Annotated in this window: 25 protein-coding genes and 2 riboswitches; of the genes, 18 read left to right on the plus strand and 7 right to left on the minus strand. The window is 46.6% G+C overall.

Annotation, left to right across the window (positions count from 1 at the left end):
- Positions 1–7 precede the first annotated feature (7 nt).
- The 5 genes from nrfD (at position 8) to DCMF_RS01530 (ending at position 6,713) form a co-directional block, all read left to right on the plus strand.
- A complete protein-coding gene (gene nrfD, locus DCMF_RS01510; protein WP_148132796.1) occupies positions 8–976 on the plus strand; it encodes an NrfD/PsrC family molybdoenzyme membrane anchor subunit in 969 nt (322 codons plus the stop codon).
- Positions 977–1,174: 198 nt separating this feature from the next.
- A complete protein-coding gene (locus DCMF_RS01515; RefSeq protein WP_148132797.1) occupies positions 1,175–2,257 on the plus strand; it encodes an AAA family ATPase in 1,083 nt (360 codons plus the stop codon).
- Positions 2,254–2,907, plus strand: a complete 654-nt coding sequence (locus DCMF_RS01520) for a hypothetical protein (RefSeq protein WP_148132798.1) — start codon at positions 2,254–2,256, stop codon at positions 2,905–2,907. Before DCMF_RS01515 ends, DCMF_RS01520 begins: the two co-directional genes overlap by 4 nt.
- Positions 2,883–4,256 carry a vWA domain-containing protein gene (locus DCMF_RS01525; RefSeq protein WP_148132799.1) on the plus strand — a complete coding sequence of 458 codons (1,374 nt, stop codon included), beginning with the start codon at positions 2,883–2,885 and terminating at the stop codon, positions 4,254–4,256. Before DCMF_RS01520 ends, DCMF_RS01525 begins: the two co-directional genes overlap by 25 nt.
- Before the next feature lie 417 nt (positions 4,257–4,673).
- Positions 4,674–6,713, plus strand: coding sequence for a sigma-54-dependent Fis family transcriptional regulator (locus DCMF_RS01530; RefSeq protein ID WP_236860160.1), 2,040 nt, complete (start codon positions 4,674–4,676; stop codon positions 6,711–6,713).
- 18 nt (positions 6,714–6,731) lie between these two features.
- On the opposite strand, the gene DCMF_RS01535 is transcribed toward DCMF_RS01530, so the two are convergent.
- The 6 genes from DCMF_RS01535 to DCMF_RS01555 form a co-directional block, all read right to left on the minus strand.
- Complete coding sequence (locus DCMF_RS01535; protein ID WP_148132800.1) at positions 6,732–7,358, minus strand: 2Fe-2S iron-sulfur cluster-binding protein; 627 nt, start codon at positions 7,356–7,358, stop codon at positions 6,732–6,734.
- On the minus strand, positions 7,343–9,265 hold the full coding sequence (locus tag DCMF_RS01540; protein WP_148132801.1) for an NADH-ubiquinone oxidoreductase-F iron-sulfur binding region domain-containing protein: 1,923 nt from the start codon (positions 9,263–9,265) through the stop codon (positions 7,343–7,345). Before DCMF_RS01540 ends, DCMF_RS01535 begins: the two co-directional genes overlap by 16 nt.
- Positions 9,249–9,719: an NADH-quinone oxidoreductase subunit NuoE family protein gene (locus DCMF_RS01545; protein WP_148132802.1), complete on the minus strand. Its 471-nt coding sequence runs from the start codon at positions 9,717–9,719 to the stop codon at positions 9,249–9,251. The genes DCMF_RS01540 and DCMF_RS01545 overlap by 17 nt, the downstream gene beginning before the upstream one ends.
- A 6-nt stretch (positions 9,720–9,725) precedes the next feature.
- Positions 9,726–9,893, minus strand: coding sequence for a DUF2089 domain-containing protein (locus DCMF_RS29020; protein ID WP_214659020.1), 168 nt, complete (start codon positions 9,891–9,893; stop codon positions 9,726–9,728).
- Between the two features lie 278 nt (positions 9,894–10,171).
- A complete protein-coding gene (locus DCMF_RS01550; protein WP_148132803.1) occupies positions 10,172–10,510 on the minus strand; it encodes a 4Fe-4S dicluster domain-containing protein in 339 nt (112 codons plus the stop codon).
- 56 nt (positions 10,511–10,566) lie between these two features.
- Complete coding sequence (locus DCMF_RS01555) at positions 10,567–12,867, minus strand: molybdopterin-dependent oxidoreductase (protein ID WP_148132804.1); 2,301 nt, start codon at positions 12,865–12,867, stop codon at positions 10,567–10,569.
- Between the two features lie 496 nt (positions 12,868–13,363).
- A riboswitch (molybdenum cofactor riboswitch) is annotated at positions 13,364–13,494 on the plus strand.
- A 190-nt stretch (positions 13,495–13,684) separates the two neighbouring features.
- Here DCMF_RS01555 and moaA point away from each other — a divergent pair.
- The 9 genes from moaA to DCMF_RS01600 all read left to right on the plus strand — a co-directional run bounded on the left by moaA (position 13,685) and on the right by DCMF_RS01600 (position 22,465).
- Positions 13,685–14,644 (plus strand): GTP 3',8-cyclase MoaA, encoded by a 960-nt coding sequence (moaA, locus tag DCMF_RS01560; RefSeq protein ID WP_148132805.1) that lies wholly within the window; start codon positions 13,685–13,687, stop codon positions 14,642–14,644.
- 100 nt (positions 14,645–14,744) lie between these two features.
- Complete coding sequence (mobB, locus tag DCMF_RS01565) at positions 14,745–15,245, plus strand: molybdopterin-guanine dinucleotide biosynthesis protein B (protein ID WP_148132806.1); 501 nt, start codon at positions 14,745–14,747, stop codon at positions 15,243–15,245.
- Positions 15,246–15,395: 150 nt separating this feature from the next.
- Positions 15,396–16,679, plus strand: coding sequence for a molybdopterin molybdotransferase MoeA (locus DCMF_RS01570; protein ID WP_148132807.1), 1,284 nt, complete (start codon positions 15,396–15,398; stop codon positions 16,677–16,679).
- 18 nt (positions 16,680–16,697) lie between these two features.
- Positions 16,698–17,330 (plus strand): molybdenum cofactor guanylyltransferase, encoded by a 633-nt coding sequence (mobA, locus tag DCMF_RS01575; protein ID WP_148132808.1) that lies wholly within the window; start codon positions 16,698–16,700, stop codon positions 17,328–17,330.
- A 134-nt stretch (positions 17,331–17,464) separates the two neighbouring features.
- Positions 17,465–18,196 (plus strand): M15 family metallopeptidase, encoded by a 732-nt coding sequence (locus DCMF_RS01580; protein WP_148132809.1) that lies wholly within the window; start codon positions 17,465–17,467, stop codon positions 18,194–18,196.
- 51 nt (positions 18,197–18,247) lie between these two features.
- Positions 18,248–20,392: an SF1B family DNA helicase RecD2 gene (gene recD2 / locus DCMF_RS01585; protein WP_148132810.1), complete on the plus strand. Its 2,145-nt coding sequence runs from the start codon at positions 18,248–18,250 to the stop codon at positions 20,390–20,392.
- 106 nt (positions 20,393–20,498) lie between these two features.
- Positions 20,499–20,912: an RrF2 family transcriptional regulator gene (locus DCMF_RS01590; protein ID WP_148132811.1), complete on the plus strand. Its 414-nt coding sequence runs from the start codon at positions 20,499–20,501 to the stop codon at positions 20,910–20,912.
- A gap of 48 nt (positions 20,913–20,960) precedes the next feature.
- Positions 20,961–21,506 carry an NADH peroxidase gene (locus DCMF_RS01595; protein WP_148137690.1) on the plus strand — a complete coding sequence of 182 codons (546 nt, stop codon included), beginning with the start codon at positions 20,961–20,963 and terminating at the stop codon, positions 21,504–21,506.
- Positions 21,507–21,682: 176 nt separating this feature from the next.
- A riboswitch (FMN riboswitch) is annotated at positions 21,683–21,808 on the plus strand.
- A gap of 75 nt (positions 21,809–21,883) precedes the next feature.
- Entirely contained in the window at positions 21,884–22,465 is a 582-nt protein-coding gene (locus DCMF_RS01600) for an ECF transporter S component (RefSeq protein ID WP_257790941.1), read from the plus strand.
- A 54-nt stretch (positions 22,466–22,519) separates the two neighbouring features.
- Here DCMF_RS01600 and DCMF_RS29025 read toward each other — a convergent pair whose 3' ends face one another.
- Positions 22,520–22,696 (minus strand): hypothetical protein, encoded by a 177-nt coding sequence (locus DCMF_RS29025; protein WP_214659021.1) that lies wholly within the window; start codon positions 22,694–22,696, stop codon positions 22,520–22,522.
- 148 nt (positions 22,697–22,844) lie between these two features.
- Between DCMF_RS29025 and DCMF_RS01605 the strand changes: the two genes are divergently transcribed.
- The 4 genes from DCMF_RS01605 (at position 22,845) to DCMF_RS01620 (ending at position 25,050) form a co-directional block, all read left to right on the plus strand.
- The gene (locus DCMF_RS01605) at positions 22,845–23,615 is read left to right on the plus strand and encodes a tRNA threonylcarbamoyladenosine dehydratase (RefSeq protein WP_148132812.1); all 771 of its coding nucleotides are present in this window, start codon (positions 22,845–22,847) and stop codon (positions 23,613–23,615) included.
- A gap of 160 nt (positions 23,616–23,775) precedes the next feature.
- Positions 23,776–24,024 carry a TM1266 family iron-only hydrogenase system putative regulator gene (locus tag DCMF_RS01610; RefSeq protein WP_148132813.1) on the plus strand — a complete coding sequence of 83 codons (249 nt, stop codon included), beginning with the start codon at positions 23,776–23,778 and terminating at the stop codon, positions 24,022–24,024.
- Between the two features lie 18 nt (positions 24,025–24,042).
- Entirely contained in the window at positions 24,043–24,579 is a 537-nt protein-coding gene (locus tag DCMF_RS01615; protein WP_148132814.1) for an ECF transporter S component, read from the plus strand.
- Positions 24,580–24,708: 129 nt separating this feature from the next.
- Positions 24,709–25,050 carry a hypothetical protein gene (locus DCMF_RS01620; protein WP_148132815.1) on the plus strand — a complete coding sequence of 114 codons (342 nt, stop codon included), beginning with the start codon at positions 24,709–24,711 and terminating at the stop codon, positions 25,048–25,050.
- Positions 25,051–25,126 lie beyond the last annotated feature (76 nt).

Consider the following 25,126-nt stretch of genomic DNA (forward strand, 5'->3'; position numbering starts at 1 on the left):
ACGGAAAGTGTGGGAAAAAAAACAGCCCTATTGGGAGGGTTTAGCAGTGGGATATTTTTTCCTGGCGGCCTTGGGAGCAATGACATTTGTCGTGGCCGCACTACTTGACTTGTCAGGAGTGGGAGTAACCAGTGCGATTAACGGTTGGATTAGCCTGGCGGCTGTCGTTGTTACCGGAATCGGCTCATTATGCCTCATGTTGGAGCTGGGCAATAAATTCAAGTTTTTTTTGGTATTTACCAATCCCTCGTCCATTATGAGCATCGGCGCATACTTTCTTTCCCTTTTTATGGTGATGGCTTTCATCTATGCCACCTTTTTCTTTGATTTTATTCCCTGGTATGATACAGGAACCAGTGGTTTAAGGACTTTTATAGCTGTGATAGGGATGATCGCAGCGCTTGTTCTCGTGACCTATCCTGGTTTGGAACTGGGAGAAGCCCGGGGGAGGACATTCTGGAATGGCAGTGCTTTAGTACCGTTATTTTTCATCTCCGGCAGCACTACCGGATTAGCAGGCGTGATGCTGGGGGCGGTAATGCTTGGCCAAGGAGACGCTCCGGCGATATTGGTGCTGGATAAAATCCTCTTGGGATTCCTCATGGCCCTTCTTGTTTTCATATTAGGGTACCTAATAGACATGAAACATTCCGGCAGGGAAGCTTCCGTAAGAGCGGTGCAGATTATTCTTCATGGCCTCTATAAGAATACATTTTATGGGGGTATGATCCTCATCGGCATCATCCTTCCGTTGGCAATGTATCTTCTGGGAGTAAATCCCGGAGTCCTTGCCGTGAAGGCCTTATTCGTTATTATTGGAGCGGCCTGCTTCAGAAGTGTCTTTATCCAAGCAGCAGTAAGGATCGGTTTGCCTGGCGAGGATCGGGAGTGGTATGAGGAGAAAGAACTGCTGGCTTTCGCCGACCGGTTGGAAAAACGCTGGCAGGAAAAGAAGACCTGGCTCTATCCGGAATAGAAAAAGCTTATTGTTTTTATAAATCCAGTGTAAATTCAGGGACGGTTCTTGAATTGAATGGCATTCAATTCAAGAACCGTCCCTGAATTTACTTATATATTGGATAAAAAATGGGAAAAATAGGAACAGTAAATATGGTCGCACGCGCGGTGCTGCACTTAATGGCACCAGCCTGGATCAAGGGAGGTGCAAAACAATATGTCGACGATTTGTGCTCTTTCAATTGCCATTCAGGCTGGAGTCCCGATCCTGACCTGGGGCCCCCCGGGTGTAGGAAAAACGGCAACCATCACGATGCTTACGGATGTACTGGCTCTCCCGCTCGAAGTTGTTCTGGCGTCCATTCGGGAACCTTCGGATTTTTCTGGTCTTCCGGTCATTAGGAAGGAAGGTGTGCGCATGGAACCTCCTGCCTGGGCCCATCGCTTGGCACAGGCAGGAAAAGGGGTGCTTTTTCTCGATGAAATCTCCACAGCTCCCCCTGCGGTCCAGTCTGCCTTATTAAGAGTGGTTTTAGAAAGAGTAGTGGGAGACTTAGCTTTACCAGCCGGTGTATCTGTTGTGGCATCAGCCAACCCGCCTGAACAGGCCGTTGGTGGGTGGGATCTTTCCGCTCCTTTAGCGAACAGATTTTGCCATCTGTTTTGGTCCCTGGATGTCCAGTACTGGGTAGAGGGGATGATTGGGGGCTGGTCTATCTCAGATTTACCGCATCTCCCTCCGGTATGGGAGAATTCTCTAGCGAAAAAACAGGCACTGGTTGCCTCCTTTATCCGGCACAGGCCCCATTTATTGCTGCAGGTGCCTAAAGATGAAGCTCAAGCCGGCAAAGCTTGGCCATCTCCCAGGTCCTGGGACATGGCAGCCAGGTTATTGGCTGCGGCGGAAAGTGTGCAAGCGGAAGAGGATGTGGTGGCTTCTCTTGTCACAGGATGCATCGGCGAAGGAACCTGCCTGGAATTTTTAGCCTGGTGCAGGGATTTGGATTTACCGGATCCGGAAGAAGTGCTGGCAAATCCTTCCCGCCTTCGCCTGCCGGACAGGGGAGACCAGGCCTTTGCCATACTGACGGCAATCACCGCTGCCGCTATCGGCCGGCTGACAAAGGAACGCTGGTCTGCTGCCTGGTGTGTACTTGCTCAAGCAGCAGAGCAAGGGAAAAAAGATATCGCGGCGGTTGCAGCCCGAAAATTAGCTGCAGCTAGGAAACCTGAATTGCCTTTACCCCTGAAAGAATTACAAGAATTCATCCCGCTGCTGCAAAAAGGGGGATTAATGTGAACTCTTTTTATGAGTATAGGAATCTGCCTTGGATGGAACTTGGCACGAATCAATCCGGTCAGGTTTTAGTGCGTATGGAAGGTACCGGGGAATCCAGACTGGACTTATATAGTTACCAAGGTACGAAACTGCCGGCTTATCTTATTTATGTTGTGCTCAAAACCTTACTGGCTGAAGGATGGGTGGAAAAACTAGAAAGTTTGCATCAAAGTCGAAAAAATATGTGGAAGGTTGAAGTGTGTTTTAGCCCTAAAGGGACAAAAGAGTATCGGCTTTATACAATTGAACAGCATCAGCCTGTCTGTTCGTCAACAATTGCCATTTCTCAGGGCCAAATCGAGACCTTTTCCATTTGGTCAGAAGACGCAGCACCTCTCCTGAAGAAAGTTTTCGAGGATTATCCCCCGGTCTTTTTGCCAAGGTATCGAAATTACCGGCATTTCTATTTTTTTCCCACTCACTTTCCCTTGTTTGCGAAAAATATCAAATTTAAAGAGATTCCGGAGCCAATAAAAACACGGAGAGAGGAACCACAAAGGATAAAGGTTAATCATGAAATCTTTTTGACCGATACCTTTCCCGCCGGTGTTACTTCCGGAATCATGGAAACGATTGAAGCATTAAAATGTCTGGAGGTGTTAATGGCGTGACTCTTCCCCCAGAGCTACAGGCAGCCCGTCTCCTTCTCGCGAAAGAACGTCCTTATTTGGCTTCTGCTTCATGGGCTCTCCAGCCGGTTCCCAAACCCGGTTTGGGAACACTGGCAGTCGATATGTATTGGAGAATTTACTACGATCCTGACATTTTGGCCCGGTGGCCAGTGGAAGTTATCGAAGGGGTTCTTTATCATGAAATTTGTCATCTTCTCCGCAATCACGCTGAAAGAATGAAGGATTTTCATCCCCGTTTGAGCAATATCGCTGTGGATGCGGAAATTAATGACGACCTTGTCCGTGAAGGTGTTAAATTTCCCACTCCACCGCTGACTCCCGAATTGATCGGACAACCCGAAAACCTCCTGGCAGAGGAATATTATGCTGCCTTGGAGAGACTGGAGCAGCAGCCTTCAGCCGGAGAAACACAGGATCAGGGTCATACCCTGTCTGCTTCACCAGATGAAAACAAAACTGGCAAATCATTTCAAGCCAAGGACGGTTTTCCGAATAGTCAAGATGGAGACAGCAAAAATTCTCAAAGCATTCAAGGTGGAGACGGAAACGGTTCTGATTCACTCCCTTCGCCCGGTTCCGGCCAGTGCGGCTCTTGTGCAACCGGTCAAATAGCCCCCTGGGAGGATGGACCACCAAGCAAAGAATCTTCAGCCGGTCTCAGTCAAACGGAAGGGGAGTTAATCCGACGGGATGTTGCGAAACAAATCAGAGAACATGCAAACGGTCAAGGGAGTTTACCAGGTCATTTGGTTCGATGGGCAGAAGAAAAACTTAATCCGAAAGTGGACTGGCGTAAAAAGCTTGCTGCTGTGATTCGATATGCCGTAGCCGATACGAATGGGGCAACGGATTATTCCTATCGCCGTCCCTCACGCCGCCACAGTCAAGTGGGAAAGGGAGATGTTATTTTTCCATCCATGCGGTGTCCTCTGCCTTCAGTGGCTGTTGTTGCTGACACCAGTGCCAGTATATCAGAGAACATGCTTGCCCAGACCCTCGCCGAAATATCCGGAATATTTAAGTCCTTAGGACATAGGGAAGGGATCCATGTCTTAGCTGTAGATCGGACTGTTCAGTTTTGCCGTTTGGTATTTCGCCCGGAACAAATCCAACTCACCGGCGGCGGCGGTACAGATATGAGGGCTGGTTTGGATGCGGCGGCCAGATTACAGCCGTTGCCTCAATTAGTAATCGTTATTACGGACGGGCACACACCATGGCCCGAGCATCCGCCGAAGGGGATGAAAGTTATTGTGGTTTTGTCCGGAGACGGGCCAGTGCCGAATTGGGCCAATGTAATACACAGTAAATCCGGGGACGGTTCTTGAATTGAATTTCATTCAATTCAAGAACCGTCCCCGGATTTACTGTTGATTTTTTTTGTAAAATATGGAATAATTGAGACAAATTGATTAGCTATTTTAATCTGATAGATTTCTCGCAATAAATGAAGGTCCCCGTTCCATGTCCTACCTAAGAAACACGATTTTTCATCATATCCCCGGGGGAAAAGCAAAGAGTGGGGTATTGCGGGCACTTCTTTTTTTCTGCACGGAAGCGCTTTCTCATGAACAATGGATAAATTACTTTGAACCTATCGCGCAGGACGTAGCTGCGAATACTGCTGTCGAGATCCAGAAAGTACAAATCGATAATGTAGGGATATTATTTCCGGATTTCTGTTGTAACATTGTGATTTGTCTGAATAGTGGGCTGAAAACTATTTTGTGAGGTGATTTGTCACCATGCAACCGTTAACCCAAGTAATAAGCCCCGCGATTATTAGCAGAGAAAGAGCTACGCAAAACAATACTAAACAGGCGATGGGGTTGTTTGATCAAATCAACCAGATTAAACTTGATATTATTGATAAAGGCTCCATTACCTGTCTTTCCGAATGCATTCGTCCCGAGGTTGCCGAATCGTGGGTGCGTTCAAGAAATTATGGGGTTAATCAATACCAGCTCCAATATCCCATGCTGGGGAAAAGCGAATTTAACAAATTCGTTATGAAGAAACAAAATCTAATTAAAGCAGCAGAGCCATATTTGAGTCAACTGGACAGCATTTTAACCTGCACCAGCTGTTATGCCATGCTCACCGATGAGCAGGGTGTAGTTTTACATTTGATTTTTCGAAATGACGCGATTAGCGAATATTACCATATTGGAACCGGCTGCGTGGTCAATGAAGAAACAATTGGCACTTGTTCCCATGCTTTAAGCATCCTGTATAAAGTACCATACCAGATGTGGGGCCCAGAACATTATTGTCAGTCGTTGTACCGGACTACCGGTTCATCTGCTCCGGTTTTTGATTCCTTAGGCAATCTGGCAGGTACGCTGACGATTGTCAGCGATGAGGACTACCGTCAGAATGTACATACCCTGGGCTTGGTTTTATCTATGGCCTGGGTGATTCAGGATCAATTTCAGTTGACCTCGCATAACGAACTTCTCAACTCAATCTTGGAATTTGAGGACCATGGTTTGATTACGGTTAATAATAGCAGTGTAATCACCGAAGCCAATGTTAAAGCCCAAAAACTATTTGATTTACCCAAATTAAAGGGGAAGCCAATGGAAGCTGTTCTGGGGGATCAACCCCTGATCAGGAACGTTTTGCACTCAGGCAGGCCTATTGATGATGCCGAAATGCAAATTATCAAAGATAGCGTGCCCAAAGTCTATCAATGTTCCATCTATCCGATTAAGGACAGCCTGGAAAATATTTATGGCTGCATCCTCAGGTTTAAAATATCTAACCGGGCTCAAAGACTGATCCAGCCTGCAAAAGGAAAGGATGCCCAATATACCTTTAAAGAGATTATCGCTAGCTGCGATGTGATGAAAAAAAGTTTAGTGCAGGCGAAGCACATGGCTAATTCAGATGTCAACATTCTGATCCAGGGTGAAAGCGGTACCGGTAAAGATATTTTCGCTCAGGCCATTCATAATAGCAGCCGTTCCGCGGGGCCCTTTGTCGCCGTGAATTGTGCAGCTATTCCCAGAAGTTTGATCGAAAGCGAGCTTTTTGGTTATGAGGGCGGTGCTTTTACCGGCGCGGAGAGAGGCGGTAAGCGGGGAAAGATAGAATTGGCCAATGGCGGTACCCTGTTTTTGGATGAAATTGGCGATATGCCTTTGGAAGTTCAGCCGGTTCTTTTGCGTGTTCTCGAAGAGAAGAAAGTAATGCGGCTGGGCAGCAACCAGTATATCCCGGTAGATTTCAGATTAATTACTGCAACCAATCAAAATCTTTTGGATTTGGTGAACAAATCATTATTCCGTCAGGATCTATACTATCGTTTGTCTGTTTTTAGAATCAACATTCCGCCCTTGAGAGAACGAAACGAAGATATTATTCAATTAGCCCAGCACTTTATCCATTCAGCCGCCCAACGGTTAAAAATAAAGGAACCCGTTTTAAGCGATCCGGTAAAACTGCTCATCTTGCAGTATCTCTGGCCGGGAAATGTCAGACAATTGGAAAATGCCATGTTGTATGCCGTTCATCTGTGTAAAGGGGGAGTTATTTGGCCGGAAGACTTGCCGGATGATATTCACTTACACTCTGCCGATATATTCCAGAAAAAAAGCTACGAAACAAAACCAATCATGCCAAATTCGAAGATGAATCTTCAAATAAAAGAGATAGAGATTATTTCAATCAAACAGGCATTACAAAATACCGGCAACAATATTCGGGAAACCGCTGAAATATTGGGATTGAGCAAGTCCACGCTGTACAGGAAAATCAGGGAATATAAGCTGATGGATGTTTAATCAGATTATCCGCGTCACTTATTTGTATAATTTGGCGGTAAAAACGTCTCGCGCATCTCGGTCAAGATAACCTGTCGGGCAAACAGACCGGCAGGCTTTGCATACGCCGCAAGTGTTGTTCATGTTTTCGCTTTTTTCTTGAACAAAACCGATGCGCAGGGTTTTTCCCCTGCCCAGAAAGGTCAATCGTTTTCTGCCGATTTTTGTGCAAATCCTGACACAAAGACCGCAAAGGATACAACCGGCCATTAAGGTACATCGCTGATCCGGTATGGCATTCCATGTATTTTCGTATCCCTCCCGGATCAGGGCTAATAACCTATGCTCAATTTCCCCAGTGGGGAAGGGACCTCGTTTTAAGAGAAGGCGGGCTGAGACAGCCCGCAGTTTTTTTATTTGATCGGAATTTGTGCGGATTTGCAGTCCGGTTTCAGCCTGCAGGAGGCAAGCCTGCTTAGTTTGCCAGGCAGTGCCGGTCGATGCTTCAATGATGCAAAGTCCGCAGCTGCCGGTACTCTCCAAAGCCGGGTGAAAGCATAAAGAGGGGATGGATACGCCCTGGTTGCGCAGGGCTTTAAGCAAGCAATCCTGACTGGGAACGGTGATCCTTTTCCCATCAACGGTAATTTCTACGAATGATCCCATATGTACTCCTCCGAAGTGATTCTGATAAAGTTAAAGGGACAGGTTTCATAACAAGCCCAGCATTTAACGCATAATTTCCGGTCTACGATCAGGCGTTCTTTGCCGGCCCGTTGGGTAACTGCGCCGCTGGGACAAACAATATAACAAGCCTGACACATTCTGCAGGGCAGAATAATCTCGAAATCGATTAAAGGCTTACAATTTACGGCGGGGCACCTGCCCTTGATATGGGCTTCATATTCGCTGCGAAAATCTTTTAATGAGGTGAGAATTGGTTTGGCCGCGGTCTGTCCCAGGCCGCATAGAGAGACTTCTGCAATAGCTCTGCCCAGGTCTTCGATTTCGCTCAGAACATCTTTCTGAGCCTGACCGACGGTGAGGGACAGTAATTTTTCCTCCAGTTCCCCAAGCCCTTCTCGGCAGATGGTGCATTTACCGCAGGATTCTCCGGCCATAAAGTTGACAAGATGTCTTGCCAGGTCTACCATGCACCTGTTTTTTCCCAGAATTACCAATCCGCCGGAACCCATCATGGCACCAGTTTCCGCAACAGTTTCGTAGTCAAGGGCAAAATTTCGATAGGAGATAATGCCGCCGGAAGGTCCGCCAATCTGTAGGGCTTTCACAGACTTTTCCGGGATACCGCCGATTTTTTCTACAATTGTCTGCGTACTGATACCTAAAGGGACCTCAATAAATCCCATGCGCCGGACATCACCGGCGAGACAAAATATCTTTGTTCCCGGACTTTTTTCCGTGCCAAATTCCCTGAAGCCTGCCGCACCATTTAACACAATCCAGGGGATATTGGCCAGGGTTTCCACATTATTAATGACGGTTGGATGATGATACAATCCGTGCAGGGAAGGGTAAGGGGGACGGGGATACGGTTCTCCCCGTTTGTTTTGCATGACCTGCAGCATGGAGGTTTCCTCGCCGCAGACAAAGGACCCTGCACTTTCCACCACCTGGATCTTGAGACTGAAGCCGGATCCCATCATGTTTTCCCCAAAAATTCCTGCTTCCACGGCATCGGAAATTGCCTTCTTTACTATTTTTACTGCCAGGGGATATTCATGGCGCATAAAAATATAAGCCTGAGAGGCACGGATGGCATAACAGGCCAAGATCAAACCTTCCAGAATGCTGTGCGGGTCACTTTCCAGAAGAGCCCGATCCATATAGGCACCCGGGTCCCCCTCATCCCCATTGGCAATCATGATACGTACCGGATCAGAGCTCCTGGAAGCAATCAGGAGCTTTTGTCCGGTGCAAAAACCGGCTCCGCCACGTCCCCGCAAGCCGGCATTGATGATCAAATTGATAAGATCCTCAGGCTGCAGGTTAAAGAGTGCTCTTTCCAATGCCAAATAGCCATCCATGGCAGCATATTCTGCAAGATTCTCCGGGTCGATCAACCCGCAGCGGGCACTTACCCGCCTGACCTGAGGCCGAAAAAATTCCCCAAAACCGGAATTGTTAAGCTTGATAAATTCTAAATCCTGTACCCCTTTCAGTGTTCCCCTTTCCCGTTCCCGCGCCACAGCCCATAAATACTCATTCGGGGGTTTGCCCTGGGCGGCTCTGATCAGATGCCAGATTACCTTTTTATCCAGCTTCCCATAGAAATAGTGAGTCCCGTCCTTTGTCCGCACGTCAGCCAGAGGTTCGGCATAGCAGGACCCCAGACAGCCAACGCTAGCAATATTGGCAATGCCATCCCAATCCTGACGTGACGTTAGTATGCGCTGTATCGTAGTAGCACCGGCAATCTGACCGCATGTCGCCATGCCAATGCTGATTCTAGAGACATCCGGGCACAGGGTGCGCCTGCCTTTTTCCGCCAGTTCCAAACGCATCTGGCGTGCTTTTGAGGGACCTGTGTTCACTTCATTTTTCAGGTTCATCTTGGTCCCTCAGTTCCTGAAGTATTAAGGGTACCTGATAGGACTTTAATTTTCCTTTTATTTCATGATCAACAACGAGGAGCGGAGCACGGCTGCAGGCACCGATGCAATATACTTGTTCCACGGTAGCAAAACCGTCGGCCGAGGTATCGCTTTCATCCAATTTGAGTTCTCCAATCAAACGGTCATGGATTAACGGGGCCCCCCGGGCATAACAGGCCGTACCGTAACAGACCGAGATCCGGTGCTTTCCCGTTGGCTGTGTCCGGAAAGACTTAAAAAAGCTGACCAAACCGCATAATTGGGATTCGGATATGCCTGACCGGTGGGCTAGCTCTTGCAGGAATGACTGGGGTATATAGCCTAGTTTTTCTTGTACCAGATTTAGAATATTGATGATCTGGCTGTCGCTCTGGTCAAGCTGGTTCCATAAGTCCTCTAAATCCAGAGGCATACATGGTCACTCCTTTGGTTGATCCGAAACAGGATTTTTATCTGCTTTAACGGCGATTTCTGTGCCGCAATGAGGGCATTTCTTTTGTACAATGGCACCTCCCATGAGGGTAAATTCTTTTCCACAGCTGGGGCACTTTTCTTTTTTCGCCACGGATGATGGTCTAAAGCACATTGTTTTTGCCTCCTTTATTGGTTAGGGGACACACCTCGATATCAGGCATTCCTCTCCTGCTGAGGAATGTCCCCAATTATGTTAGGGGACACACCTCATCCAAGAGGCAAGATGCAAGAAGCCAGAAGCAAGAATGGGAAGCTAGAGGACGAAGGGTAAACATCTTGTTTCTTGCCTCTTACCTCTTGCTTCTTGTACCGAGGAATGTCCCCATATTCGATTTTGATTATAGCGTTGGCCCCCCCGGAACCGAGAGGGCCAAGAGGCTATTCTTGATCCTAGGGAATATACATCATTACTTTCTTGCCCTTGGCGGCCATTTTTTCTGCCAGTTCTTCCGCCGGGCCATAATCCATGCATGCCCCTAGACAGTGATGGACGCAGGCCGGTTTTTCGCCCTTGGCAACCAGGTCCCCGCACATATCGCACAGCGAAGTGGGGACCGGGATAAAGTTCCATTCGAACTTATCGGGTGCCTCCAATAAGAAGGGACCAATCTCACTAACCTTGATGCCGTATTTGCCCACGGGCAGTCTGAGCCTGTTTTTGCAGGCAACCTCGCAGCTGTGACACCCTGTGCAATATTCATAGTCAATCATCAAACCGTTTTTCGACATTTATTTCACCCCATTCAATTATTTTTCTTTTTGCATCAATAAAAATTTGTTATTTATTAAGCCTCTGCTTTATAAACCTTGCAGATCATGCATTTGTATGGGGCGCCGAAACCGAGTTTCCCAATATGCTTATGCGGTACCAGGTTGTTGATGTTTGCATCATAAACTCCTGACGGATTTGGGCCTTCCGCTTTCTTTTCCGGGAACCACCATGCATGTTCTGAATGAACAACCCTGGGGTCAATACCGAGCGTAAGTTTTGCCTTCTGTTTGGCTTTGCCGAACATATTTTCAATATAAACCCAGTCGCCATTCTTAATCCCGAGTCTTTCTGCAGCATCAGGATGAATTTCTGTGATGGGATCCGGGTGAATTTCACGCAGAGATTTCACCATTCTTTGCTCGGAATGGAAGTAAACCCATGATCTTGCTCCGGTTGTAAGGATGAAAGGATATTCTTTGGCAAGTTCTGGTGTACTGTAGGGGCTGTAAGGCGGTTCTTCATAGTAAGGCAGCGGGTCTTCACCCCATTGTTCAAAGAGGGTGGAGGAAAGCTCCAGCTTCCCGGTGGGTGTGATAAAACCGGGCTTTTGGTCAAAGGTCTGGGTGCCTTTTTCATATTTTTTATATTGCCAGGGGGGAAGTGCCCAGCCTTTTTCCCTCAGTTCGGCAAATTTCATCCCCGGGATATATTGATCAAGCTCCCAGTCCAGGAATTCTTCGATGTTATTCCATGGGAACACCGATGGATTCAGCCGTTTGCCCAGTTCAAGCAGGATTTCGTCATCGGATTTGCATTCGCCGACCTGAATCGCTTTATTGATGGCGCCAAGGAACATGGTGATGGAGCCGTAATGGGTGGCAACAATCCCATCTTTTTCGGGGAAGGCGGCAACCGGCAGAAAGAGATCGCCAAAGGAGGCTGCCGAGGGAGTCATGAAGAGGTCACAGACCACGTTAAAGTCTAGATTTTTAAACGCTTTATCCCATCTTTGCGGAGCAGCCGTGGGACAGGCGATGGGATTGCTGCTCATAACCCAGGACATTTTCAGGGGATAGGGTTTGCCTGTCTCCATAGCGTCGAGGGGCAGATCAGGCTGAACGGTGGAAATGGCTGTAGATACGGCAGGGTATTCTTTTGCTCCCAGCCTTTTCTCCTGAAGCTCCGGCGGGAGGGAATCCCATCCCCACCACATGGGGGCGGCAAAAGAGGGCGCGCCCAAAAGCACACCTCCGGGGACATCGATATTGCCGCAGATCGCCATTAAAGCACATAAAGCGTGGGCATGCTGGACACCATTTGGCTTTTGATCTGTGGCCAGACCCCAGCTAATGGAAGCGGGTTTTGCGTTTGCATAAAATCTCGCGGCGGCAATGATTTTTTCTTTGGGCACCCAGGTTATTTCGGCAACTTTTTCCGGCGGGTACTCCTGGACCCGTTTCTTCAAATCTTCGAATCCATGGCACCACTTGGTGGCGAACTCGTGATCATAGAGATCTTCATTAATGATCACATTAAGCATGCCCAGAGCCAGGGCAGCGTCGGTACCCGGTCTTAACTGGAGCCAGTATTCCGCCCGGTTTGCCAGCCAGGTCAGTCTGGGATCTACCACGATCAGCTTAGTTCCTCTTTTCATCATGTCGACAATGGCATGGCCAAAGAGGCCGTCCGCATTTGATTTCAGGGGTTCTTTACCCCAAACGATCAGACATTCAGGCAGCTTGTATTCCGGATTATCGAAACGATCTTCCTGGAATTGGGCGGCATAGTCGATTTCAGGATAACCGGCACCCATGGTATAAACGGTAATGGAGCAGCGAGGACCGTAGCAAGACCAGCCGCTATGGATGTAACTGAAGTTCGGGCTGCCCAAAGCGCCAAAGGTAACGAAGGGAACAGTATGCCACATATCTCTCCCTGTGCCGATCACGGAGAAGATGGATTCAGGACCGTATTTTGCTTTGATTTCTGTAACGTTCTTCTCAATCATGTCATATGCTTCATCCCAGGTGATCCGCGTCCATTTATCTTTACCGCGATCCGCTTTATCACGCTTCATGGGGTAGATAATTCTTTGAGGATGATAAATATATTCTGTCAAGGCCAGACAACGGGGACACAAGCGGCCATTGGTTATGGGATGAGCCGGATCTCCTTCCACCTTAACCAGTTTTCCGTCCTTCACATACAGTCTTAAACCGCATCCCACCGGATGATCTCCCGGGGGGGACCAGGCACAGGTTTTGACTACGGTATAACCGTCTTTTTCATATTTCCAACTCACAATTATCACCGACCCTTTCAAGAACCATTGTTCTTTTTCTTTTACTTCTTGTTGACATTCGCTTTTTGTCATGTCAAGATGTCTTTCTAGGTTCAGTTTTTAAAGATGAAAATAAAATCTTCCCTGTTTTCACCTCCTTTAATAAGGTTAGGGGAGACACCACATCCAAGCATCAAGATACAAGAAGCCGGAAGCAAGAAAAGTAAAGTTAGAGTCAGCAAAGAAGGGCAAACGTATATCATGTAATAGCAAAAGCCGTACCAATCTTCTTTTGTATTTTTCTCTTTATTTATAGGCATTACAGTAAAGCCATTTCCTATTTTGCATCTGCAAGAGTTAGCTTTGAAAAATTATTTGTGCAAAATAATACAAAGCCGTCTTATTCATCAAAATGAAAAAGCAGCTTGACATCTGCGCATAAAATTTTCAAAATGAAACTAGCGTACTAATTTTGATAAAGATATTTCACTCTTTTTGAGAATGCCAGGCAAGAAACCATTGATGTCCCAATACTTTTCCTTTCTGTCATTTTGGCATATAATTTGCTATATATAGTGAGTGCAATCCAAATTTAATATTTCTCCGAGCCTTATAAGCCTAAAGCGGAGACTATGGCTTTAAGGTCTGGGTTGAGGCCCACGGAGTAACAGAAGAAATTCTGTTGCTTGCTATTTGCGAAGGAGGTGCACAAAGAATGGATTGGCTGTTAAGCCGACCAGAGAAATTGCCTGCATGTCCGTGCAGGCTTTTTTTATGCTTTCAAAAATTATAAGACTCTAAAGGCTGAAAGTATCAGTGAAACTAAGGCTTCCGCCGTCGCCAGAGGATTGGTGCAAGCCAAGTTTTCTAATTGTGCAGGCTGCTATTCCCATCATAAGGAGATGAGGATATGATTGATAGTTATGGCAGGGACATTGATTATTTGAGGATCTCGGTGACAGATTTATGCAATTTAAAGTGCCGCTACTGTATGCCGGAAAAGGGAGTAAATAAAAAAAATCACCATGAAATTCTTCGCTTGGAGACCATTGAGAAAGTTGCCCAAGCAGCAGTAAAACTGGGTATTAATAAAATCAGGCTTACCGGTGGTGAGCCCCTGATCAGAAAAGGTATCATTGATTTGGTTAATCGAATTGCCCAGCTTAAAACGAAAGGGCTAAAAGATCTGGGGTTGACGACCAATGGTATTTTACTTAAAGAGTATGCATTGCAGTTAAGAAAAGCGGGCCTAACCCGAGTAAATGTGAGTATCGACAGTCTGGATCAAGCAAAATTCCAAACCATCACCCGGGGCGGCAATGTTCAGGATGTGTTAGACGGCATCAAGGCAGCTAAAGAAGCAGGACTTTTGCCAAAACTAAATGTTGTTTTGATCGGAGGATTCAATGACGAAGAAATTGAAGATTTTGTGTACATGACCTTAGAAGATGATGTTGAAGTGCGTTTCATCGAACTAATGCCGCTGGGAGAAGCCGCTAATTGGGACAAGAAGCATTTTCTCTCCGGCACGGAGATCATGAATAGAGTTCCGCGTCTGATTCCTCTGCCTTTTAAAGGACATGGGGGTGTGGCCCGCCTTTATAAGTTGCCGAACAGCAAAGGAAAGGTAGGTATTATTAGCCCTTTGAGCAGCCATTTCTGCCACTACTGCAACCGGATCAGGATTACCCCTGACGGGAAACTGAAACCGTGCCTCCATTCAAATATGGAACTGGATATCAAGAACTACCGGGAAGAATACCTTGAAAAATTTTTGATGGACGGCATTAAATGTAAACCACTCAAACACTGCATTCAAAGCAATGATTACATTCCCATAGAGAGGAACATGAACGAGATTGGAGGTTAAGCCGGGGGATGATTCTTTAACCGGGATGAGAGGAAAAGGTCTTAGGAAATAATAATCGCTGCGATGATAAAAGCACCCAGGATGAAAGGATAGATGATGGATGAAAAAAATACCGGTAATCTCCTTTGTAGGAAAGTCTGATTCAGGAAAGACCACTCTTTTGGAAAAAGTGATCAGGGAGTTAAAAAACAGGGGAATCAAGCTGGCCATTATTAAACACGATGCCCACCAGTTTGAGATTGATCACCCGGGAAAGGATACCTGGCGCCATGCCCAGGCCGGGGCGGATATTGTGGCCATTTCTTCTCCGGGAAAGGTGGCGATAATCGAGAAAAGAGAAAGGGAGCTTTCTCTGGATGAGGTGATCTCCCGGATATCCGGTGTGGATATCATCATCACGGAAGGATACAAAAGGGAAAACAAGCCGAAAATTGAAGTTATTCGATCTGCCGCGCACCGGGAACTGCTGTGTCGACCGGAAGAACTTCTTGCCATCGCAAGCGATCTCACCTGGGATATGGGCGTACCCTGCTACCATATTGACGATGCTTCAGGAATAGCTTCCGAAATTGAAAGGTATCTCCATTCCTTTGCGGGTTAAAATGAAAAGCTTGTAAAAGGTACGGGATTTGAATTTTTGTGCCGGGACTTAGGAATGTACTCAGGTTGAAGGAAAGAAATGGATCATGTGCCATTGACGCTACAGAGCCATGCAGACAATTTTACGCTTGGGAAAGGGATGAATGTAAATATGAGAAAGGGTATTTCATTGGAAGAGGCACAAGAGTTGCTTCTCCAAAGAGCAAGTATGGTGGAGGAATCCTCCGTGCCGTTAATGGAGTCCCTGGGTAGAATACTAAGCAGAGATATCAGGGCCCGGGAAAATCTCCCGTCATTTGATAAGTCTCCTCTCGACGGATATGCTCTCCAGGCAAAGGATGTGGAACGGGCCGAGTTATCTCATCCGGTGTCCCTGGAAATTATTGAAGAAGTCCGGGCAGGATTTGTTCCCCAAAATCGGATTAGGCCCGGGACCGCCATTAAAGTCATGACCGGGACTCCCATACCGGAAGGAGCAGATACGGTCATTAAGTATGAAGACGTAAAAAGAAGGGGTAATTTTATCTATTTGGCCAGTCCCTTGAGAAGCGGAAACAATATTATTCGGGCGGGGGAAGATGTGAAACGGGGAGAAGTAGTGGCAACAAAGGGTACCTTAATCAGGCCTGGGTTGGTTGGCCTGCTCGCTGGTTTGGGTATGGCCGAGATTTCGGTTTATCAAAAGGTCAAAGTGGCTCTGGTCAGCACCGGTGATGAGCTGATTGACCCGGTAAAAGAACCAAGTCCCGGCAAGATATACAACAGCAGCCTTTATAGTATCGCTGCTTTATGCGGTGAACTGGGCGTAGATCCCGTAATGATGGGGATTGTTCCCGATGAAAAAGATCTGATCTCAGAACGCATTTTAAAGGGTCTGGAAGAAGCGGATATTTTGATTAGTACGGGAGGCGTGTCGGTGGGGGATTTTGACGTGGTGCAGGATGCCCTCCGGCAAATAGAGGCAGATCTGCTTTTTTGGAAAGTGTCTATGAAGCCCGGATCTCCCGTCTTAGGGGCGGAAAAGAATAAAAAGATCATCATCGGCTTGTCGGGAAACCCGGCCGCTGCTCTCGTCACTTTTGATTTAATTGCGGTACCTGTGATTAAAAAAATGATGGGCCTCCATAAGCAAATGCCTCCTAAAGTTACCGCAGTTTTGATGGATAATTTTTCTAAACCTAGCCCCCAAAGGAGATTTCTCAGGGGAAAATTACAGGTGATAGATGGGCTTCATTACGCGAAACTCACAGGAGAACAGGGCAACGGCATCTTAAAATCCATGGTTCATTGTAATGCTTTGATTGATGTGCCTGCAGGGAGCGGCCCCCTGAGCGCGGGGCAGGAAGTTTCCGTCCTCATTGTCGGGAATATTATGGAAACTTTTATTGAAGCCTATCAAGAGATTAGCTCATCTAGTGTTTTTTCATCTTATTAATGCAAAGGGGAAATATAGGTGGGAATCAGCGGAATAATTCTTGCGGGCGGCAAAAGTCTGAGAATGGGACAAGATAAAACATTCATGTCCTTTAACAATGAGACCTTGATTGAACATACGGTGAAAGAACTTCAATCTGTCACAGATGAAATCATTATTGCCAGCAATGATTTATCTAAATACAATATATCCGGTCTGGTTGAAGTGCGGGATATCTTTCCTGATATGGGGCCTCTGGGGGGGATGCATGCAGGATTGACAGCAGCGAAAAATGATTATGCTTTTGTGGTATCCTCTGATCTGCCCATGTTTCATGCCCGATTAGCCTCTTACCTGCTCGAGCGTAGAAAAGGTTATGATGTGGTGGTCCCGGAAATACATGGTTATTGGGAGCCTCTTTGTGCCGTGTATGCCCGGGATTGCCTGGCCGCTATTGAAAAGTGCTTACGGGCGGATATCAGACAGGTATCCCAATTTTATCAGGATGTCAAGGTTTTAAAGATTAAGGAGGCGGAATTGCGTATCTTTGGAAAGACGGAAGAACTTTTTTATAACCTGAACACGCCTGAAGATTATCAGGCTCTTGTGCGGAGGAAAAAAGACGGATGGGGTGTGAAAAGCACGATTTTAGATGAACCAAAAAGGATTTAGGCTCTGAGGCAGGAATTTGGAATAGGATGGTAGAATAGGGGGGAATAAGTCTAAACTTATTCTCCTATTTGTGTTTAGAGCTGCGCTGTTTGGGAATTGTAAGTTGGCAAATTAGTCTGTGAGATGAGAAACGAATGCGAAATACCTACTCATTAATACTCACCTTCGTATTGATCGTGCCGCTGGTTTATCTTTATTCCATCATAGAGGCAACTGGTATTCAGCCAGAGCAAAAACCTGAGAATTTTGCCGCAAAATCTCTATGTGAACTGGAAGAGAAGTTGAAAAAGGCAGGATTGGTTGATATTCAAAAAATAGATCCCAGCATTCAGGTAGAGCTAAAATACTCGTCCACAGACAATTTTTTAAAAAAAGATGTTTACGGCTCTTTGGAAAGAGGATATCTCGTGCGAGAAGCAGCCCTGAAGCTGGCACAGGCACAGAAAGAACTCAGGAAGCAAAAGCCGGGATACAGTCTGCTCGTATATGATGCGGCCCGACCCTTAAGTGTCCAATATAAAATGTGGGAAATCGTCAAAGGGACGGACAAGCAGATCTATATCGGTGATCCGGAGAGAGGATCCATCCATAATTACGGAGCAGCCGTTGACATTACCATTGTTGATGAGAAAGGCGTGCCATTAGATATGGGCACACCGATGGATTATTTTGGCTGGCTGGCCGAACCGAAGCGTGAGCAGCATTATTTAACCCAGGGAAAGCTGACCAGACAGCAGGTGGCCAATCGGCAATTGCTCAGGTCCGCCATGACAAAAGCCGGCTTTATCGGCATTTCCAGCGAATGGTGGCATTTTAACGCCTTCTCCCAAGATTGGGTGAGGCAGCATCTAAAAGTGATCCCTTGAGCTCGGGCAGAATTTGAAGCAGCTCAGAAAAAATAGTTGAGGCAGGTTGTTATGGAGACTCTGGCAGGAATGGTAGAGAGAATTACCTTTGCCAATGAGGAAAACGGCTTTTGCGTGATCAAAATCAAGTCTAGGGGATTTCATGACTTGGTGACGGTAGTGGGAAACTTGGCCGCCGTGAATGTGGGGGCAGTCGTATACCTGAAAGGCGAATGGAGAATAGACGGTAAGTACGGCAAACAGTTTGTGGTGCAAGATTACCGGGAGACGGTGCCGGCCACAGTGGCGGGGATAGAAAAGTACCTGGGCAGCGGGCTGATCAAAGGAATCGGGCCTGTCAATGCCAAAAGGATTGTGTGTCAGTTTAGAGAATTAACGATTCAAGTGATCGAAGAAGAGCCGGACCGGTTAATCGAAGTGGAGGGCATCGGCCCGAAAAGAGTGGGTATGATTAAACGGGCCTGGGAGGAACAAAAGGAAATCAAGAATGTGATGCTGTTCCTCCAAAGCCACGGCGTGTCCACTTCTTTTGCCGTCAAAATCTATAAAGCATATGGCAATAAAAGCATTGAAGTCGTGAAGCAGAATCCCTACCGGCTGGCAGATGAGATTTGGGGCATTGGTTTTCGAACGGCAGATAAAATTGCCCAAAAAATGGGCTTTGATAAAGATTCTTATGAGAGATGCCGGGCGGGGATCATCTATGTTTTAAATGAACTCTCCAATGAGGGGCACTGCTATGCGACGCGAGAGCAACTGGTGGAAGAGTCGGTCAAGATATTGGAACAGTCTGAAGAAAATATTCAAGAGGCCGTGGAACAAATGCTGGCCGCGAAGGCGTTAATCCTTGACTTTGAGGATGCCATCTACCTGCCTCCCTTTTATTTTAGCGAAGTGGGGGTGGCAAAATTGGTCAGCCGGTTGAATACTGTCCAGGAACAAAAGGACTATGGGAAAATTATGGCCAAAGTGCAAAAGGATTGCGGCATCGTCTATGACGAAATCCAGGAAGCCGCCATTAAGACCGCTTTAATGGCCCCATTCATGGTTCTCACCGGGGGACCCGGAACGGGAAAAACAACCACTACCTTGGGCATCATTCAAGCCTTTCTCTCCATGGGAAAAAAGGTATTGCTGGCTGCCCCCACGGGCAGAGCGGCCAAACGGATGACGGAGGTTACCGGTTTGGAGGCCAAAACTATTCACCGGCTGCTGGAATACTCACCGGCGGAAGGGTATAAAAGAAATGAACAGCAGCCTTTGGTCTGTGACGTCCTGATTATTGATGAGGCCTCCATGATTGATCTCATCCTCATGTATAATTTGATGAAGGCTGTGCCTGCCGGGGCTTCGGTGATTCTGGTCGGTGATGCGGACCAGCTACCCTCGGTGGGTGCGGGAAATGTCTTACGCGACATCATTGAATCGGCATGTGTACATGTGGTATCCTTGACAAGAATATTCCGGCAGGCTCAGGACAGCATGATCGTTTTGAATGCCCACCGCATCAACCGGGGCGAGTTTCCCCAGCTGAGAGGGGGAAAAAACAAAGATTTTTTCTTTGTCGAGGAGGAAGTCCCGGAACAGATCCCGGAGCAGATTAGAAAGCTGTGCGCCACAAGATTGCCCGGGTATTTCGGCGTCAGTCCCGTTCATGATATCCAGGTGCTCTGCCCTATGCAGAGAGGGGAAGCCGGAACCGGGTATCTCAATGCTCTGTTGCAGGAAACTTTGAACCCCTCCCAGGTCGTGGCCAAATACGGGCCCACCACCTTTAAAACAAATGATAAGGTGATGCAGATCAAAAACAATTATGATAAAGGGGTCTTCAACGGGGATATCGGCGTGATCAAACAGATTGATCTTGAGGATAAGAAGATAGTGATTTCCTTTGATGAAAACGAGATCGAATACGATCTCTCCGAAATGGACGAAGTGGTATTGGCCTATGCCATTACCGTACATAAAAGCCAGGGAAGCGAATACAAAATTGTGGTGGCTCCTTTTACCACGCAGCATTTTATGATGCTGCAAAGGAATCTCTTGTATACCTGCGTGACCCGGGCAAAGCAGGCTTTTGTTGCTGTGGGCTCCCAAAAAGCCCTGGCCATGGCGGTTAAAAATAATAAAACCACCAAAAGGAACACCATGCTGGCCCGCAGGATTGGGGAACAAAAATCTCCGGCATGGGATTAGGTATTTTTGGTTTTTTTGCCCAAATGTAACTTGACAAGAAAGAAGGATTTCTATATACTAAAACTGTACCAAAAAAGTATACTTTTAGAAAGTGCGAGGATGGAACATGAGAATTACTCAGGAAGGGGACTACGCATTAAGAGTAGTTCTATATTTGAGTAAGCTGGGCCTGGATGAAAGAATAGAAGCCAGGGTGATTTCGGACCAGGAAAGAATTCCTCTCCGGTTTCTCTTAAAACTCTTAAGGAAATTGACGATGGCAGGAATTGTCAAGTCCTACCGGGGGATTGGAGGAGGCTATGCCATTGCCCGGCGGCCGGAAGAGATTAGCTTAAAGGATGTGATTGAAGCGATTGAAGGACCTATTTACGTAAACAGGTGCCTGTATGATCCCGGATTCTGCAACTTGAACCGGGCCCACATCTGTGATGTGCACCGGGCTCTGGATAAAATACAGTCCCGCTTGATCCAGGACTTGGGAGAAATTAATTTCCGGGATTTAATCAATGGGATGGACTGACCCGTGATCAATTAAATAGAGTAAAAAATAAGGAGGATGACGATCATGCTGAAAAAATTTGTCTGTGCCGTATGCGGTTATATCTACGAGGGAGAGGAAGCACCGGAAAGATGCCCGCAGTGTAAAGCTCCGAAAGAGAAATTCACCGAAAAAGGGGAAGGACAGTTGCACTGGGCAGACGAACATAAAATCGGGGTTGCCCAAGGTGTTGAGCCTGAAATCATGGAAGGGCTGAAAGCCAATTTTATGGGTGAGTGCACCGAAGTGGGAATGTACCTGGCTATGAGCCGCCAGGCGGACAGAGAAGGCTACCCGGAAATTGCGGAAGCGTACAAAAGATTTGCTTTTGAGGAAGCGGAACATGCCGCCAAGTTTGCCGAATTACTGGGTGAAGTGGTCTGGCCGGACACGAAAAAGAATCTCCAATTACGGGTAGAAGCGGAATGCGGGGCTTGCCAGGGCAAAAAGGACCTGGCTACCATGGCAAAGAAGTTGAACTATGATGCCATTCATGATACCGTTCATGAGATGTGCAAAGATGAAGCCAGACATGGGGCTGCTTTTAAGGGCTTGCTTGACAGGTATTTTAAATAGAACCCCCCAATTTTGACCCGCCACCTCTGGTGCGCGGGCCACTTTTTTGTTTCAAAAATTCTGGATTATCCCTTGTGCGCCGGGAATTTGTTCTTTTTGGATGTTCCATCACGGCTTTTTCTTATTGTATTCTTTTGGGGGGTCTGGTAAAATAAATTTAAAGTTCATCAAGAATATGAGATCTTCAGGGCAGGGTGAGATTCCCGACCGGCGGTAATTCGGTTTTCCGATAGCCCGCGTGCGCAAGCTGATCCGGTGAGATTCCGGGGCCGACAGTAAAGTCTGGATGGAAGAAGGTTGTTTTTTTATGTGTTTGATAATTTTCCTGGAGTTTTCATATTCCAGGAAAATTCTTATTTTTAGGAGGCAAGATTCACGTGAGATTTGATGTAAAAAATGTGGTAAAGATTTCGATTATGGCGGCTTTGTCTTTTTTGATCATGTTAATTGAATTCCCGCTCCCTTTTATGCCCCCCTTTATGCAAATTGATTTAAGCGAAATTCCTGCCCTTTTAACGGCTTTTTCCCTGGGGCCGGGCGCCGGGGTGCTGGTAGAGCTGATCAAAAATATTTTACATTTGCTGAAATCCCAAACTGCCGGGATCGGTGAATTGGCCAATTTTGTGGTAGGTATTGCCCTGGTGATTCCGGCCGGTCTGATCTATAAATGGAATAAAAGCAAAAAAGGTGCCTTTTTGGCTTTGGTGGTCGGTGTGGTCATTATGGCTGCCGTGGCCTCAGTCTTTAATTACTTTGTTTTATTGCCCTTGTACGCCAGGGTATTGGGTTTTTCTACGGATGCCGTAATATCTTTGGGTAAACAGGCCAATCATCTGATCGTAGATCTAAAAACCTTGATTGCGTATGGAATTATTCCTTTTAATATCATCAAAGGCTTTATCGTTTCCGTCATTGTTCTGGTGGTCTATAAACGGCTGTCTCCCGTCTTGCATAAATAAAATAGTAAAAAACTGGCAATCATAGAAGGTGCCAGTTTTTTCTTTCCCTGGTGCCTATTTTGGGATTCCGGTGGGAAATTCTTTGCCGAATTCTTCATAAACCATGGCTAACCGCCGATTATCCGGACCGTAAAAGTTTTTATCTTTATTTTTTTTATCTAAATTTGCTTTGGGTACTTCTGAGGGCCCTTCGGCATCGGCAACCGGATGCGCCGGGTTTTTAGCGTCCATTTTCATCACCTCCAAAATTAGTATGAGTTTTTAACCCTATTTCATGCTGTGTTTTCTTTACCAAATAAATGCTTTTAGGCAAAGCGGGCTTGTTTATTCCGGTTTGAAGCATTAAAATATAAAAATACCAATCAAAAAGAGGTCTTTTATGCTGTACGAATTTTCAAGAACAGAACTGCTGATCGGAAAGGAAGCCGTGCAAAAATTAAAGCACAGCAAAGTAGCTATTTTCGGCATTGGAGGCGTGGGCACTTATGCTGTGGAAGGTTTGGTCCGGGCCGGGGTAGGTAGATTTGTCCTGGTCGATGATGATTGTATTTGTCTGACGAATATCAACAGGCAGCTCCATGCCACCAGGAAAAGCGTGGGCAGGCCAAAAGTTGACGTGATGCGGGAAAGGATTTTGGATATTAACCCGAAAGCCGAGGTTGTTACCCACCAAAGGTTTTATCTCCCGGACTGCGCGGAGGAATTGCTGAAGGCGGATTATGATTATGTTGTTGACGCCATAGATACCGTGACGGCTAAAATTGATCTCATCGTAAAATCTATTGAGATGGGAATTCCTGTGATCAGCTGTATGGGAGCCGGCAACAAGCTGGATCCTACTCAATTTGAGGTGGCGGATATTTACAGTACCTCCGTTTGCCCCCTGGCCAAAGTGATGAGAAAGGAATTAAGAAAACGTGGGATCAGCTCCCTGAAAGTGGTGTACTCCAAGGAAGCGCCGATCACACCGGTAGAAACGGAGGATTCCAGCTGCAGTACAAATTGTATTTGTCCCAAGGGCAGTACCCGCCATTGTACCGTCCGGCGTCAGATTCCCGGAAGTATCTCTTTTGTCCCCTCCGTAGCGGGATTAATCGTGGCGGGGGAGGTAGTGAAGGATTTAATTCGTGATCCTGGTGCAGCCAAATAATTCTTTTAAGAGAGAAATATTATTGGTATAATGTAGTTGGAATAAATACCCTGCGCCGAGGGGAGTCTGAAAGCAAGGGGATGGAACAGAGGTCTTGGTTTCTTTCTGCTTTCCTCCTTTGCCGGCGAAAGCAGTTTTTTTATTGATGAGGGGGGATAAAGTGGAAACCAGATTAGGTGTGATCGGGATCGTCATTGAAAACAGGGAAGTTGTGGCGGAAAAAGTAAATGCTTTGCTTAGTGAGTTCGGCTCCATTATTGTGGGACGGATGGGCATCCCATACCGGGACCGGGATGTTTCTGTGATCGCTTTAATCATTGATGGAGATACCGATTCCGTAGGAGCGCTAACAGGAAAATTGGGCCGTCTGCCCGGTGTCAAGGTGAAATCGGCTTTAACCGGAAAATAAAAAAGGGAGGAAGATCTGATGACTGAGTATCCCAATCAGGCCGGCCTAGATGAAAAAAAAGAGAAGGGCATGAGCCTCCAATTTTTGACCCGAACAGCAGTTTTACTTGCCATTGCTTTGGCGGTACAGTGGTTACGTTTACCCACCTACTTTACCGGGCCGGTGGTGAATGCCGTGTTAATTCTAGCCACCTTGTTTTCCGGGATCTGGAGCGGCATTATCATTGGCTGCATTACTCCGGTAGTTGCTTTGCTGATGGGGATCATTCCTCCTGCGGCTATTCCGCTGGTTCCCCTGATCATTGCCGCTAACATTACTTTGGTCCTCGTATTCTTTTTTCTTGACAAAGCAAACAGGTATGTGGCCTGGATCGGGTCTGCTTTCGCAAAGTATGGGATGTTCTATGTGGGCCTCCGTTTATTGCTGCATCTTTTCGGGGTGAAACTGCCTGCCCCGTTGTTGCTTGCTTTTCAAATCCCCCAATTGTATACAGCCCTGGTGGGGGGATTGACAGCAGTGATCATCGCCCGCTACTTGAAGCAAAGAATGGACTGAATACAGGGACAGTGGTCATCATCGGGCAGCAATTGATTCAGGAAATAATTTATCAAGTTTCATTGAAAAATGACCATGATCTATGGTATTTTATTTAAGGGTATAGATCGCCTGAAGGAGAGTGCAGGAATGGAAGATTTTTTTGAGAAAATAAAAGAGTATTTAAAAATGGACAGTGAAATTTCCTATGAAGAATTTGCTGCTTTTTATTCCGGCGTCATGGAACACCTGAACAAGAACTATGCGGACTTAGACCGGGACGCGTTAATAAAAGGAAGGTTCATTTGCTCCATTTTGCAGGCAAACAGCTTGGAACGCTCCAAACGAAAGACTCCTGAAGCTAAGAAATTTAAGAAGATGATGGAAAAAAGCCAGTTTTGGGCAGGCGCGATCAAACATCGGCTCCTGAAAGAGGGCATGACGGTTTCCGAAATTGAGGAAGCCGACAAGGCTTTGCATGAGGCTGTTTAGTTTTTAATGATGAAATAGGCAAAAATAAAGGAGGGAAATGTTTTACGGAAAAACATTTCCCTCTTTATTTTATGCG

Source organism: Candidatus Formimonas warabiya (assembly GCF_002777255.1).
GTDB classification, from domain to species: domain Bacteria; phylum Bacillota; class Dehalobacteriia; order Dehalobacteriales; family Dehalobacteriaceae; genus Formimonas; species Formimonas warabiya.

Coding starts and splice junctions, on each gene's coding strand:
- DCMF_RS01515 (WP_148132797.1), top strand. CDS start 1,175: ATGTCGACGATTTGTGCTCTTTCAATTGCCATTCAGGCTGGAGTCCCG.
- DCMF_RS01525 (WP_148132799.1), top strand. CDS start 2,883: ATGTCTGGAGGTGTTAATGGCGTGACTCTTCCCCCAGAGCTACAGGCA.
- DCMF_RS01530 (WP_236860160.1), top strand. CDS start 4,674: ATGCAACCGTTAACCCAAGTAATAAGCCCCGCGATTATTAGCAGAGAA.
- DCMF_RS01535 (WP_148132800.1), bottom strand. CDS start 7,358: ATGGGATCATTCGTAGAAATTACCGTTGATGGGAAAAGGATCACCGTT.
- DCMF_RS01540 (WP_148132801.1), bottom strand. CDS start 9,265: ATGAACCTGAAAAATGAAGTGAACACAGGTCCCTCAAAAGCACGCCAG.
- DCMF_RS01545 (WP_148132802.1), bottom strand. CDS start 9,719: ATGCCTCTGGATTTAGAGGACTTATGGAACCAGCTTGACCAGAGCGAC.
- DCMF_RS29020 (WP_214659020.1), bottom strand. CDS start 9,893: ATGTGCTTTAGACCATCATCCGTGGCGAAAAAAGAAAAGTGCCCCAGC.
- DCMF_RS01550 (WP_148132803.1), bottom strand. CDS start 10,510: ATGTCGAAAAACGGTTTGATGATTGACTATGAATATTGCACAGGGTGT.
- DCMF_RS01555 (WP_148132804.1), bottom strand. CDS start 12,867: ATGACAAAAAGCGAATGTCAACAAGAAGTAAAAGAAAAAGAACAATGG.
- moaA (WP_148132805.1), top strand. CDS start 13,685: ATGATTGATAGTTATGGCAGGGACATTGATTATTTGAGGATCTCGGTG.
- mobB (WP_148132806.1), top strand. CDS start 14,745: ATGAAAAAAATACCGGTAATCTCCTTTGTAGGAAAGTCTGATTCAGGA.
- DCMF_RS01570 (WP_148132807.1), top strand. CDS start 15,396: ATGAGAAAGGGTATTTCATTGGAAGAGGCACAAGAGTTGCTTCTCCAA.
- DCMF_RS01580 (WP_148132809.1), top strand. CDS start 17,465: ATGCGAAATACCTACTCATTAATACTCACCTTCGTATTGATCGTGCCG.
- recD2 (WP_148132810.1), top strand. CDS start 18,248: ATGGAGACTCTGGCAGGAATGGTAGAGAGAATTACCTTTGCCAATGAG.
- DCMF_RS01590 (WP_148132811.1), top strand. CDS start 20,499: ATGAGAATTACTCAGGAAGGGGACTACGCATTAAGAGTAGTTCTATAT.
- DCMF_RS29025 (WP_214659021.1), bottom strand. CDS start 22,696: ATGGACGCTAAAAACCCGGCGCATCCGGTTGCCGATGCCGAAGGGCCC.
- DCMF_RS01605 (WP_148132812.1), top strand. CDS start 22,845: ATGCTGTACGAATTTTCAAGAACAGAACTGCTGATCGGAAAGGAAGCC.
- DCMF_RS01615 (WP_148132814.1), top strand. CDS start 24,043: ATGACTGAGTATCCCAATCAGGCCGGCCTAGATGAAAAAAAAGAGAAG.
- DCMF_RS01620 (WP_148132815.1), top strand. CDS start 24,709: ATGGAAGATTTTTTTGAGAAAATAAAAGAGTATTTAAAAATGGACAGT.